This window comes from Variovorax sp. GW821-FHT10D07 (assembly GCF_059415325.1).
In genome coordinates, this window is record NZ_JBWKMZ010000002.1 from 962,564 (window position 1) to 975,772 (window position 13,209).

General features: G+C 59.1%; 11 protein-coding genes. 7 read left to right on the forward strand and 4 right to left on the reverse strand.

Annotated features, from left to right (window positions below; all coding sequences use genetic code 11):
* Positions 1-209 precede the first annotated feature (209 nt).
* Positions 210-419 (forward strand): hypothetical protein, encoded by a 210-nt coding sequence (locus AC07PU_RS09810; protein WP_495317059.1) that lies wholly within the window; start codon positions 210-212, stop codon positions 417-419.
* 151 nt (positions 420-570) lie between these two features.
* Here AC07PU_RS09810 and AC07PU_RS09815 read toward each other — a convergent pair whose 3' ends face one another.
* On the reverse strand, positions 571-1,845 hold the full coding sequence (locus AC07PU_RS09815; RefSeq protein WP_495317062.1) for a M20/M25/M40 family metallo-hydrolase: 1,275 nt from the start codon (positions 1,843-1,845) through the stop codon (positions 571-573).
* Positions 1,846-2,240: 395 nt separating this feature from the next.
* Between AC07PU_RS09815 and AC07PU_RS09820 the strand changes: the two genes are divergently transcribed.
* The 5 genes from AC07PU_RS09820 to AC07PU_RS09840 all read left to right on the forward strand — a co-directional run bounded on the left by AC07PU_RS09820 (position 2,241) and on the right by AC07PU_RS09840 (position 8,297).
* Positions 2,241-2,621 (forward strand): hypothetical protein, encoded by a 381-nt coding sequence (locus AC07PU_RS09820; RefSeq protein WP_495317065.1) that lies wholly within the window; start codon positions 2,241-2,243, stop codon positions 2,619-2,621.
* A 394-nt stretch (positions 2,622-3,015) separates the two neighbouring features.
* Positions 3,016-4,353 (forward strand): DNA adenine methylase, encoded by a 1,338-nt coding sequence (locus AC07PU_RS09825; RefSeq protein WP_495317068.1) that lies wholly within the window; start codon positions 3,016-3,018, stop codon positions 4,351-4,353.
* A gap of 3 nt (positions 4,354-4,356) precedes the next feature.
* Positions 4,357-5,334 (forward strand): phosphoribosyltransferase-like protein, encoded by a 978-nt coding sequence (locus AC07PU_RS09830; RefSeq protein ID WP_495317069.1) that lies wholly within the window; start codon positions 4,357-4,359, stop codon positions 5,332-5,334.
* 1 nt (position 5,335) lies between these two features.
* Positions 5,336-7,330: an ORC-CDC6 family AAA ATPase gene (locus AC07PU_RS09835; RefSeq protein WP_495317071.1), complete on the forward strand. Its 1,995-nt coding sequence runs from the start codon at positions 5,336-5,338 to the stop codon at positions 7,328-7,330.
* A 1-nt stretch (position 7,331) separates the two neighbouring features.
* Entirely contained in the window at positions 7,332-8,297 is a 966-nt protein-coding gene (locus AC07PU_RS09840; RefSeq protein ID WP_495317073.1) for a hypothetical protein, read from the forward strand.
* 11 nt (positions 8,298-8,308) lie between these two features.
* Here the strand turns inward: AC07PU_RS09840 and AC07PU_RS09845 are convergent, their stop codons facing one another.
* From AC07PU_RS09845 to AC07PU_RS09855, 3 genes are read right to left on the reverse strand one after another with little or no spacing between them, the layout of a single operon-like run.
* The gene (locus AC07PU_RS09845; protein WP_495317075.1) at positions 8,309-10,603 is read right to left on the reverse strand and encodes a xanthine dehydrogenase family protein molybdopterin-binding subunit; all 2,295 of its coding nucleotides are present in this window, start codon (positions 10,601-10,603) and stop codon (positions 8,309-8,311) included.
* A complete protein-coding gene (locus tag AC07PU_RS09850; RefSeq protein WP_208508813.1) occupies positions 10,600-11,085 on the reverse strand; it encodes a (2Fe-2S)-binding protein in 486 nt (161 codons plus the stop codon). Before AC07PU_RS09850 ends, AC07PU_RS09845 begins: the two co-directional genes overlap by 4 nt.
* Positions 11,082-12,401, reverse strand: coding sequence for a c-type cytochrome (locus AC07PU_RS09855; protein WP_495317077.1), 1,320 nt, complete (start codon positions 12,399-12,401; stop codon positions 11,082-11,084). Before AC07PU_RS09855 ends, AC07PU_RS09850 begins: the two co-directional genes overlap by 4 nt.
* 284 nt (positions 12,402-12,685) lie before the next feature.
* On the opposite strand from AC07PU_RS09855, the gene AC07PU_RS09860 reads away from it, so the two are divergent.
* Positions 12,686-13,168 (forward strand): hypothetical protein, encoded by a 483-nt coding sequence (locus tag AC07PU_RS09860; protein WP_495317079.1) that lies wholly within the window; start codon positions 12,686-12,688, stop codon positions 13,166-13,168.
* The last annotated feature ends 41 nt before the right edge of the window (positions 13,169-13,209 follow it).

The following is a 13,209-nucleotide window of genomic DNA, read 5'->3' on the forward strand; positions in this document are numbered from 1 at the left end:
TACCGCATCGTTGGCAACGTCGGCCAGAATAGCGAGCCCAACCTGGGCTTCGCAATGCTGTCGACGCGCATCGCCAACTTCCTCAATGCCGGTGACCAAGTTGCCGCGCGGCTGCCGACAACGGATACCGGCGAAACATGCTTCGTTCGTATCCGGCCCATCCCGAAACCGGGCGTGCCGCGTGAGGAGCGGCGCTACCTGAACTCGACATGGTCGATGTGGGAATACTGGACTTCGAGTTCCGCCGTTTCGTCCTCCGAGACGGCTGGCAATACGATGAGTGGAACTACGACCGATACATCGTCCAAGACGACCGCAAGACGACGCATGACCCGACGGCTTTCGAAGACGTGCTCAGAGCCTGGGTGCCAGCCGCCGACACCCTGCAGCACATGACCGATTCCTCTTGCCCCGAGTGACTTGACAGCCACTGCCGGGCCGCCACGTCGATGTCGATCCATCGGCCCCAGGCCGCCGACCAGGCGCGACCTTCAACACAATGAAAAAAAGCGCATGCGAAGAGAACCCTTCGCATGCGCCTTCAGTTTTCGGCGCGACCAGTGCGCTCGCTCAGGTGCCCTTGCCGATCTCCGTCAGCAACCGCGTCACGAGGTACAGCCGCGGCACGATCGAGTCGACCTCGATGTACTCGTCGCGCGCGTGGTAGCCGAAGCCCGCGAGGCCGAAGCTCTCGACCACCGTCGCCTTGCCCGAGCGCCCCGCGTAGCCTGCGTCGGTGCCGCCGCCGGTCATCGGCGTGAGCGCGAGTTCGCGGTCGATCTCCTTGTAGATCGCCTGCGCCTTCTCGGCCAGCGCGCGGCCCTTCTCTCCCGCCACGAAGGCCGGGCGGCCCACCTCCACCTTCACTGTGGTCTCGGTGTCGGGAATCAGCTTGCCGCTCGCGATCTTCGCCTGCAGTGCCGCGTCGAGCTTCTTCTCCGCGCCCGGCTCGGTGATGCGCACGTCGCCGAGCGCCTGCGCCTTCTCGGTAATCTGGTTGATCGGGCCCACCGCGCGCGCCACCGTCCAGTTGAGCGTCACGCCCGGGATGTCCTTCGCGAGATCCTTGGTCTGCAGCATCTGGTACGAGAGTTCGTACAACGCATTGCGGCCCAGTTCGGGCGCCGCGCCCGCGTGCGAGGCGCGGCCCTTCACCTCGAGCGTGGCCTGCGCGATGCCGGCCGCGCCGAGCAGCAGCGATTCGCCCTTCACCACCGACTTCGCCGCCGTCGGCTCGAACGACAGCACCGTGTCGTGCAGGTCGGCCGTGGTCGCGATCAGCTCGCCCGAACCCACCGAGCCCACTTCCTCGTCGGGATTCATCAGCACCGTGAGCGTGTCGTAGTCGCGCCAGCCCGCGTCGGCCAGGATCTTGAGCGAGGCCATCATCACCGCCAGCCCGCCCTTGTCGTCCGCGATGCCGGGCCCGTAGATGCGGTTGCCGTCGACCTTGTAGGGCTGCGAGTTCAGGATGCCGGGCTGGTAGACCGTGTCCATGTGGCCCTGCAGCATGATCTTGCGCTTGCCGTTGCCCTTCATCGTGCCGATCACGATGTCGGCCCCCGCCCCGGCCGTCGCCTTGCGCCGCTCGACCTTGAAGCCGGCCGCCTTGAGCCGGCCTTCCACCACGTCGGCCATCTTCATCAGCCCGTCGACATTGAGGCTGCCCGACTCGATCAGCACCATCTCCTTGAGGTTCTCGATCACCGCCGGCTGCGCCTTCTCGGCCGCGGCGAGCAGCTTGGCGTCGGGCGCGGCATGGGCGGCGGTCGCGGCGCCGAGGGCGAAGGTGCAGGCCAGCGCGATGGAGCGCAGCGAGAAGATGAGTGAGGAAGGTTGATTCATGAGGGTCCCCTTTTCTTGAAGTGAATGGCGAGCGGAAGGATAGCGAGGCGGGGTGGGATGAGGAGCAAATGGGTGACAGGGTGCCGCGTCGATGCAGACACCCTTGCGGCATCGGATGGAAGGCTTGACTGCCTTTGTCATGAGCGCGTACATTGCCCTCGCCTCGTGATGAGCGGGGCCGGGATTGGCGTCCCGAAGACATCCTGCGACGAAAGCCGCAGCTACCGCACTGGTCTGCGGCTTTCTCGTTCGCGCCCCTTTAGGCGGCTCGGACGGGAGGGCTCGCGCCCTGCCGGTTTCCGCAAGGATGTCCCGGTACGCCAACCCGTTCGAGCTGCCGCCCTCGATTGGCGTCGAGCGCGTCGGTTGTTGCAAATCGACATCCTTGGAGGCTTATGGCCGACGACTCCAACACGACCGGCGACGGTCGCATTCCCTATCGCTCTCACACACAGTTCAAGCCCTTTGAATGGATTCCATGCGAAGGGCTCGAACTATCCCTGCACCACCGCGCTGCCTTTTTGAATGATGCGCGCGATGTGGTGCACGGTGCGCAGTTGCTGGTTCAACTACTGCAATGGGATGAGGAACGGCATGATGCTTCGTCCTCCGACACGAGCCCCGCCCCCGTGCTCAACGCATGTCAGCGCAGCTCATTGCAGCGGTTCGTTGCGGTATCCCTAGGACTGCTGCATGCACGGGTCGAGGAGCAGTGCGAAGTCGTACGGAATATTGTTGGTAGGCCGACCCCTTCGAATATCCAGGCGTTCGAGTGACTGCCCCGTCCACCATGCCCATGGTCCGGTCACAAACTTCCCTGGATGTGGACGCCACGTTCCACGTTGGAACAACCCATGCGGGAGAACACTTTCCCCTTCGAAGACCTCGCTGGAATCGGCGTGACACCGGAAGCTATCGTTTGACGCGCTCAAGAGCTTGAGCGTTAAAAAAATTCGCGCCTGCCATGAAAGCTAAAGATCGTTCGATATCACTCTAGTGGCCCTATATGATGCGATTGAAAATTTTCCTCACCACAACGCCCGAGAGGGAAGGTAAGGCTATGGCGGGAGAAATTCTGGCATCTGGCCCTACTTAGAGGCCACCTGTAAAAACATGCTTTCGCCAGTCAAACAACGACCAATCTACGTTCCTGAGCGCCACGCCGGGACCTTGATAGACACCACAGCCGCATATGAGCAGCTTGTCGAAAACTATCAGCGTACTGGCACCGCGGTAGAGGTGGACTTCCGTGCGATGGTCAGTTGGCTACGCATGGGCGATCAACTCACCCATCATCTTCACCCGTACCCAGCTAAGCTCCTCCCCCATATCGCGCATTTCTTTCTGCGAGCCAGCACAATAAAGCAAGATGGAGCATCAGTTCTCGATCCATTCTGTGGTTCCGGCACTGTGGCGCTAGAAGGCTCGGTTGCTGGATATCGATCGTTAGTCGCTGATGCGAATCCACTAAGTATCGCACTTACCCGCGTTAAAACTGAGCCGTATTTAATCAAGACTCTCGTTGAGGCCATTGACCGAACTGTGGCTCGGGCACGGAAATTTCGAAGCGCTCCAGAGATCGATATAGTTAACAGTCACCTTTGGTACTCCAGCTCAACCAAGAAGGTTTTGGAGCGAATACTTCGTGCGATCCGAGAGGAGTCAGATCAAATCGTAGTAGATTTTTTGGAGGTGTGTTTTTCGGCCATCGCACGAAAACTAAGCTACGCCGACCCTGCGGTTAGCGTTCCGGTGAGACTGCGCCCTAAAGAACGTCTCAGCGCTGCTGCAAATAAAAAAATCCTTGTTCGACTTGACTGGCTCTCCAATGCCAATCCCATTGAGGAGTTTTTTCGACATGCATTGCAGTGCGTTCAAAGAATAGACGAAACAAACAAAAGTCACCCGAATCGCACGAGCGCGCGTATCGTCGGCCACGACGCTCGCGACTTAAGACTCAACGGAAAGCGCTTACGATCCGCATCGGTCCCGCTGATAATCACTTCACCTCCATACGGAAGCGCACAAAAATACATTCGAGCGACCAGTTTATCGCTAAATTGGCTGCAACTAGCAGGACCCAAAGAACTAGCTGGGTTAGAGAGTCGATCGATTGGGCGGGAGCACGTAGCAGTTTTCCGCGAAAATCAAAATATATTGCTGCCCCTCCCCGAGGAATACTCAAAGATTATCGAAATGGTGCGCAAGAAAAATAAAATTCGCGCCGAGATAACCGCTCGCTACCTTATCGAAATGACTGAGGCCGTTACAGAAATGTCCCGAGTTTTAAAACCTAAAGGACGGGCCGTTATTGTTATTGGAAACAATCAAGTAGCCGGCCATACGCTTCGGAACGACGAATTTCTTGTGCAGGCTTTCGCAAGAAATGGCATTCAACTCGAGGCATCTCTAGTCGATCACATCAAGTCGCGGGGGCTTATGACAAAAAGAAATAGAACTGCTTCGGTCATATCTCGAGAATCCGTGCTCGTATTTCGTAAGGAGTGAGGGATGGATCGGGAGGAGATTGAGCGCAGACTTAGGATACTAATTCGCCAAGCATGGGACAATGAAATCGACTGGGACACAGTCGGAAGCTGGTTGCAAAATTTCGATGGTCAAGTCTTCGACAAGGAAAAGGAAGAGTTGCTCACATTATTTTCGTTGACTCGTTTCATGTATTTCAGCAAACGAATGATGCGAGAAATGCTTCGCTCACTTTATAGGGATCAATTTCGCGCGCCCCTGATTCAACGCATTCGAAGAAACTATGGAAACACACGAAACGAATCCATTTTGCAAAGCTTGTTCAATCATGAATTAGCAGCCACTCGCTTTATCGGCGTTGGGAACCCCTCCGAAAGTGGCGCTCATCTACTTTATTATTTTCGCCAAGTGAATAGGCTTGGCAAAAATCTTTTTATCGACATAGCGGATGCCATGACGCCGTCTATAGTCCACGACCGGGCGGGCAAAGCTTCGATTAAATATGTTACGAAGTCAGTTGGTGTAAGTCGGCTCGTTTTCTTCGACGATTTGGTGGGATCTGGAGATCAAGCTTCGGGCTATCTAGCGGACAGAGTCAAAGCCTTTCGAAAGGACTGTCCCTCAATTGAGCTTCGATACCTTTGTCTCTTTGGAACCAAAAAGGGAATGAATCGCCTAAATGGTCAAAAGCTTTTCAATGGCAATGCCGCTTGCATGTTTGAAATGGATGAGACCTACAAGGCTTTTCATGATGAATCTCGCATGCTCGCAAGCGCTCCTCAATGGTTTTCGCGAGGAGACTTTGAAAGGATGGCTAGAGAATATGGACGCAAGCTTCAACCGGAAAACGAGCTAGGCTACTCCGATGGCCAATTGATGATTGGCTTTTCCCACAATACTCCGGATAACGCACTTCCGATTTTTTGGGATGAAGGCATCAAATCACCTTGGCGACCAATATTTATAAGATTCGATAAACAGTACAGCGGCTACGGATACTAAAATGACCGAGGCACTAAGCTCGAATCCTTTTTCATTGGTTAAATCTTCTGACTATACCGATGACCAAATAAATTCTCTCTGGGTCGACTTGGGAGACAAAATTGTCACCAAAATTATTGAGCCGGACTCCGAGATGTCCAAATACATCCTTGGGGGGAAAGGTGCCGGCAAAACCCATCTACTGCGTTATCACTCTTATCCTGTTGTGAGAAAGAGGACGCCAGAGAAGAAAACTGGCCTCTCGATCATTGGGACGACTAAATATCTTGCAGTATTTTTACGGGCCTCGACCCTTGACTCTTCAAGATTTGAGGCAGTTACCGGCACCCCATCCGCTTGGCAACAACTATTTGGCGTATACCTTGAAGTACAACTTTCAATTGCGGTTCTTGAGGCGTTGTGCAATGTCGCAGAAACCTCTCCAAGGGAAAAGCTAGGTGAAACACAATTTGTCGCAGAGCTAGGCCGTCAAGTGCGAGATCCTGCTCTTCGAGCAGTATCTAACCTTCGAGGCGTTTTGCATTGGCTTGTTGGCGTACGCGAAGATATTGACGACGCCATTGCAGCGTCTGCATTTTCTGGCGATCTTCAATGGACTACCCCAATATTTATCGGGCAACTCGCCTTACCACTAAAGCGCGCAATTGATAAGCTGCATCCCATTCTTGCAGAGGCATCCCTCATTTACATGCTGGATGAGATTGAAAATTTTACGCCACTGCAACAGGAAGTGGTAAATACACTACTTCGTTTCGGAGAAGGAAAAGCCTCATTTCGAATTTCCGGACGACTGTATGCAGTAAAGACTTATTCAGTTATCGGAGGTGCAGAAGAAAATAGAGAAGGCCAAGAGTATCACGTGGAAAACTTGGATCGCACTCTTCGAGAGAACCAGCGATATCCAATCTTCGCCCGGGAATTTATTCTCCGTCGCCTTGGAATTCAAATCAAGGGTGGAGCGGACTCAATAAAACTACCTGCACTCTTTGAAGAAGTTAAGACAGACGATTTTTATCATTTGGCTCTCGCGCAGGTGGGCGTGCAAGATAAAGATAACGGCTTCGTGGACTCTTTCACCGAAATTCTTCGCACGGCCACAACCAAACGAGATTTAGTTGAGCAACCAACTCTCGTCGCCCATACGCTTACCAGCGATCTTCCATTAATTCTTCAAAAGCTAAATATCCTACTCTTTTGCAAGAAATACAAAAAAAATGCATTCGCCCCTTCTTTAGCGGCAAAAATTCGAGAGGAATGCATCAGCTTTATTGAAACTGCGGCGAGAGGATCTTACGCGACGGCCTTTGGGCACTACAAAATAGATCTCTTCGCACAACTATGCCGTGAAGCTAGACGCCCTATCCCTTACGCGGGATTCGATCTCTTTGTCGATATGTCTTGCGGAAACCCACGAAGCTTAATAATTCTTTTAGGGCAAGTATTCGAAATTGCTTCGTTTAAAGGCTTAGGATTCTTAGATGGGCCGCCGATTCCCATGCAAATTCAAACTACCGCCACCAAAGAAGCAGCAGACTTCATGTATGAGAATGACTGCAACTACGGAATCTCATCTGACAACGCCCGAATTTCCATTGATCGATTGGCGACGGTTCTTCGCACAGCGCGCTATGCGCTAAAAATCCCAGAAGTCTCTCCTTTAGCGGTTAGCTTTGACGAAGACAGTCTTACATCTTCTGCAAGAGAATGCTTAACTTCGGCCCTCAGCTATTCGCTGGTATTTCGGGCAGAAGGACGCCAAGATAGAAATAGCCATCGCCTTCTTACCAAAATTCAACTCAATCCTATGCTCTCCCCTCGTTGGGGGCTTCCTACGGGATTGCGCGGAGATATAAGCTTAAACTCTGATTTGGCAAATGCGATTTTTGATGTTGAGGCAAAGACAAAATTTCCTCGACTACTGAAGGCGCTTCAAGCTCGATGGAACAACCCATTCAACTCGACCTCTGTCGAATCAATTCAGCAAAAGTTATTCTGAAATGGACTACTCGCTGTTCTATCGGCGTGATATTGATGTTTCGCGCATAACCGTTGAGTTACCAAAGCACGATATTCTTATATCAGCATATAACACGAGCGACAGAGTCAGAGAGGTATTTTCCGCCGTTCCGGCCAAGCGCAAGCTTTGGCTAATGCACCCAGAGTACCATTTCGATCGTGCCGACGTAGGATTAATGGAAGAAACCGTTTGGCCTGATTCTCGCAATGAAATCAAGCAGGTCGATTCGCTACTCGCCGCCACGGGGCCGCTCGATGGGCTTTCGGTTTGCATTGACATAACTGGCTTCATGCGCCATGTATTGATATTTTTGTTAGCCAAGCTTGAGCACATCGGCGTCCGCGAATTCACCGCCTTATATTCCGAGCCTCTAACCTATAAAAAACGAGAAGATACAGCGTTTTCAACCACCACTAGCGAGCGAGTAGGGCCCGTTGCGGGACATCGTGGCCGAAATCGATCTAGCTCGGCGGATCAACTAACCGATCACTTGATAATTTCCGTTGGCTACGATCACAAACTTATCGCTCAAGTTGCTGATTATAAAAATTACACCCGGGTCTATCCTGTATTTGGTTTTCCCTCGCTCGCAGCTGATATGTATCAGCAAAGCGCAGTTAGCTCCTTTGGAAGTGGGGCAGTTTCGAAAGGCCCAGACTGGTACGCGAACCGCCGATTCGCCCCGGCCAATGATCCATTTGCAACGGCCGACGTGTTGAGCAAGTTGATACACGAAATTGATCGATCTAATGGACCAGGAAATATTTACCTGGCCCCTCTTGCAACCAAAGTCCAAGCGCTCGGTTTTTCGATTTATTGGCTATACGAGGGTCGAAATCGAAAGTCTGGCGGAGTTAGCGTTATCCTTCCCGAATGCCTCACTTATTCACGGGAGACTAGCGAAGGATTAAAACGACTATGGGCATATACAGTTGAGCTAATTTAGATTCCTCAACCTCAGGTCCGGCTGTATTCCCTAAGCCTCCGCCCCGCCGCCAACGGCAACCCCCGCAACCTCCGCCCCGTAGCATCCGCAATCGCATTCCCCAACGCCGCAGGCGCCGGCCCCTGCGAAGCTTCGCCGGTCCCCAGAAACGGCGCCCCGGGCCGATCGATGATGTGCACCTCCACCTTCCGCGGCACGTCCGAGAAACGCATGATCGGATAGCGGCTCCAGTCGTAGCTGCGGATGCGCTGGGCGTCGTATTGCACCTGCTCGTACAGGGTCCAGCTGGCCGACTGCAGGATGCCGCCCTCGACCTGGTTGCGCACGCCGTCGGGGTTGACGACCTGGCCGCAGTCGATGGCCGCGATGGCGCGCTCGATGCGGATCTCGCCGGTCTCCGGCACGATCGACACCTCGACCGCCAGCGCCAGATAGCTCATCAGGTTCTTGTACTGGGCGAATGAGAAGCCCACGCCACGGTTCGGCACGCGCTTGCGCTTGGGGTCCCAGCCGAACTTCTTCGCCGCGAGCTGCACCACGTCGCGCCCGCGCGGGTCGTCGAGATGGCGCAGCCGGAACTCGACCGGATCGGCGCCCGCGGCGGCGGCCAGCTCGTCCATGAAGCTCTCGATGGTGAAGACGTTCATGTACGCGCCGAGTCCGCGCATGGCCGATACGCGCACCGGCATGTCGGGCAGGAAGTGGTGCTCGACGTTGTAGTTGGCGAAGTTGTACAGCGGCAGGCTGTTTCGGTCGCCACCGCCCTCGGGCATGGGAATGGGCTTGGGCGGCGCCGGCGTGAAGGGCTTCGCGAGGTACTGCGCGGAGATGAAGCGTCCCGCGTTGTCCAGGCGCTGGTTGTGCGAGTTGCTCCAGATCTCGTACTGCCAGTCGACCACGCGGCCGCTGGCGTCGAGCGAGGCCTTCACGTCGGTGACCATCGCGGGCCCGAAGGGCTCCCAGGTGAACTCGTGTTCGCGCATCCATTGCAGCCGCACCGGCCGACCCGGCACGGCGCGCGCGATCAGCGCGGCCTCGGCGCCTGCATCGTCGGCGGCGTTGTGGCCGTAGCAGCCCGAGCCCTCCACATGCACGCAGCGGATGTCCTCGGGCTTCATAGCGAGCAGCTCCGACAGCGCGCCGCGCATCGGGAACACGCCCTGCGAATGGGTCCACACGGTGAGCTTGCCCTGCGCGTCGAACTGCGCGACCGCGCACGAGGGGCCGATCGACGCATGCGCGAGGTAGGGCTTGGTGAAGCGCGCATGCAAGGTCTTTGCCGCGGGCACGGTCTCGCCATGGCGGTCGCCGACATGGATCTCCTGCCGGGGCAGCTTCATCAGCGTGTCGTAAATGGTGGCCGGCGTGGGCAGCGAGGCGTTCTCCTGCCAGCGCGCGGCCTCGGCGAGCGCGCGCATGGCCTGGATGGCCTGCCACTCGTCCTGCGCCACCACGGCCAGGAAACTGCCGTCGCGCACCACCTTGACGACGCCCGGCATCTTCTCGACGGCCGCGCTGTCGACGCCGGTCAGCACGGCGCCGTACGACGGCGGCCGCACCATGCGCGCGTGCACCATGCCCGGCAGGCGCATGTCCTGCACGTAGCTCGCGCCGCCGGTGACCTTGCCCGGGATGTCGAGCCGCCGGCGCGACTGGCCGATGACGCGGTGCTGCTTCGGATCGACCAGCTCGGAGCGCGGCTCGGCGCGCCGGTGCAGGTCGAGGCCGCTCACGGCCTGGCCGTAGCTCAGGGTGCGGCCGTCGGGGGCGGAGATGACACCGTCGCGCAGCTTGAGGGTGTCGGCCGCCACGCCGAGCTTGCCGGCGGCCGAGCCCACCAGCAGCACGCGCACCTGCGCCGCCGCGTTGAGGATGGCGGTGCCGCTGTCGGCGGTGGAATGGCTGCCGGCCGTGTAGCCCTCGTTGGGCGTGACGGCGGTGTCGGCCGTCACGAGGTGCACCGCCTCGAAGGGCACGCTCAGCTCCTCGGCGGCGATCTGCGTGAAGGCGGTGCGGATGCCGGTGCCGAGCTCGGCCTTGCCGGTCCACACGGTGATGCGGCCCTGCTCGTCGATGCGGATCCAGGCGTCGAGCATGGGCGTGCCGGTGAGGTCGCCCGGCAGCTTGGAGGTGCCGGCATCGAGCGCGCTGGGCGCGCCCGCCTCGGTGGCCTGCTTGCCCTGCTGGGCGAGCGCGGCGGTGCCGGGCCAGAGCGAGAAGCTCACGGTCAGCGAACCCGCGGCCAGGAAGTGGCGCCGGCTCGGGTTGCGCAGCGCGGCATCGTGCCGCTGTGCGGGGCGGCTCATCGCGATGCTCCTTGCCGCGCGGTGCCGGCCAGTGTCTTCGACGCCTCGACGATCGCGGCCACGATGCGCATGTGGGTGCCGCAGCGGCAGAGGTTGGGCTGCATGTGCTGGCGGATCTCTTCCTCGTCGGCGCCCGGGCGCTCGTCGAGCAGCGCCTGCGCGCGCATCACCATGCCGGCGATGCAGTAGCCGCACTGGGCCGACTGCTGCTCGATGAAGGCCTGCTGGATCGGCGCCGGCTTGTCGGCGCTGCCCAGGCCCTCGATGGTGCGCACCGCGCGCTTGCCCACCGCCGACACCGGCATCAGGCACGAGAACACGGGGCGCTTGTCGACGATCACGGTGCAGGCGCCGCACTGGCCGAGGCCGCAGCCGTACTTGGCGCCGTTGAGCTTGAGGTGGTTGCGCAGTGCGTACAGCAGCGGCATGGAGGGGTCGATGTCGAGCGCGTGGTCGACGCCGTTGACGGTGAGCGTGATCATTTCGGCAGTGCCTCCTTCTCCTTGCGAACCTTCGCAACCTCGTTCTGCAGATCGGGCCAGGCCGGACGCTGCGTGGCGCTGGACCGCACATAGCGCAGCACCTCGGCAATCTGCTCGTCGCTCAGCACATCGGCGAACGGCGGCATGTAGTGCGCCGATGCCGAGCCGCCCCACGGGTTGCCGCCCAGCACCAGCTGGATGGCGTTGCGCGCGCTGTCGGCATTGACCGCCGTGCTCAGGCCGAGCGCGGGCCGGTCGCCGATGGTGCGCATGGGCGCCGCGCCGCCGTGGCAGCCGGCGCACGAGCCGTTGAACAGCGCGGCACCGGCATCGACGCGCTGGCCCGCGGGCGCTGCCGCGGCGACAACCGAGGCGGATGCCGTCGCCTTGGCCGGCTCGGCCTGCGCCGCGGCGGGGGCCGCGGGCTGCATGCCCATGATGTAGGTCGCGATCGCGCGCACGTCCGACTCGGGCACGTCGGCCAGGTGCTGCGTCACCGGCAGCATCGGCCCCGCGGCCGCGCCGTGTTCGCTCGCCAGGCCGGTGCGGAGGTAAGACACGAGCTGCTCCTTCGTCCACGGCCTGGGCGCGCTGGCCAGCGCATTCAGCGGCGGCGCCTCCCAGCCGTCGATCAGGTTGCCCGCGAAGGGCTGGCTGCTCTTCTCGGCGCCGAGCAGGTTCATCGGCGTGTGGCAGGCCGCGCAGTGCGCCGCCCCTTCCACCAGATAGCGGCCGCGCAGCCATTCGTCGGACTGCGCCGTGCCGGGCGCGGGCAGCGGGCCCTTCTGCAGGAACAGCAGGTTCCAGCCCGCGACCAGCGGCCGGAAGCCGAGCGGGAACGTGAGCTGGTTGGCCCTGGCCGGCGCATGCACCGGCGTGCGCGCCATCAGGTACGCATAGAGCGCGCCGATGTCCTCGTCCGACATGCGCGTGAAATGCGGATAGGGAAAGGCCGGGTACAGCAGGTGCCCGTCGCGCGACACGCCGGCACGCATGGCGCGCGTGAAGGCCTCGAGCGACCAGGTGCCGATGCCGGTCTCGGCATCGGGCGTGATGTTGGTGCTGTAGATCGTGCCGAAGGGCGTGTTGAGCGGCAGGCCGCCCGCGAAGGGTTTGCCGTTAGCGGCCGTGTGGCACACCATGCAGTCGCCCGTGCTGGCCACGTGCGAACCTCGCACCAGCAGCGCCTGGTCGCCGCCGGGCGGCGGTGGCGCGGGCAAGGCCGCGATGGCCGGCTCCCACGCATAGGCAAAGGCCGCGCCAACGGCAGCAGCCGCGACGACCAGCAGCGTCGCGATCTTGTTTCTCGTGTTCATTCGTCCATCCTGCCCGGCCGGGTTTGCGTACGGCGCATCGCTTCATCGTGGGCGGCGCGGATGCTACGCGGCAAGAATTAGATGGGAGTTCGACTGCGGAGATACCCGAGTCGAATGCTGGTCGGCGCAAAGGCGTGCGGGGCGCCAATGCGCGGGAGGCTGTAGACCGGCCGTTTCGGCGACTCGTGGCCGATGAATCCCGTCACCATGCAGAATCCGGTCCACAGCCGACGCCATGGCTTCATGGCGTCGATCCCGACCGCAACGAACCCTCCTCAGCACCCATGCCGAACTATTCGTTGAACGAAGTCAAGGTCTTTCAACCCGCCGGTATCGGGTGCAGGTTCTACTTGGTCGATGCCACCCAGGCACCTCGCCGCACGATCCTGGTCGCTGCTTTCCATGGCGAGTATCCGGACGGATCGATGGGAAACGCGCACGGTGCGTACATCGCCACGAAGGCGCTGCATGGCGTCCATTCATTCGATGCCGACTGCCTCATCCTCGACTTTCGGGATCTCACCTATCGCTGGGGAAACACGCTGCTGCAAGTCTTCCAGGACGTCTCGCAGTTCAAGGATTCGGACGCCGAGCCCGACGAGCCGGCGTATCCCATCGTCGCCGTGACCTCCGACAAATGCACAGCGGCTTTCCTGTCTCTGGTCACGCCAACCGGGAGGCCTGCTCCCGAGTGGCACTTCCAGGATCTGGATCGAGCGATCGACTACGGCATCAAGAAGGTCGACGAGTGGTTTGCCTATGGCTGAGGCAGTGCCCGTGACAGCATCGGCGCACCGTTGCGGAAGTT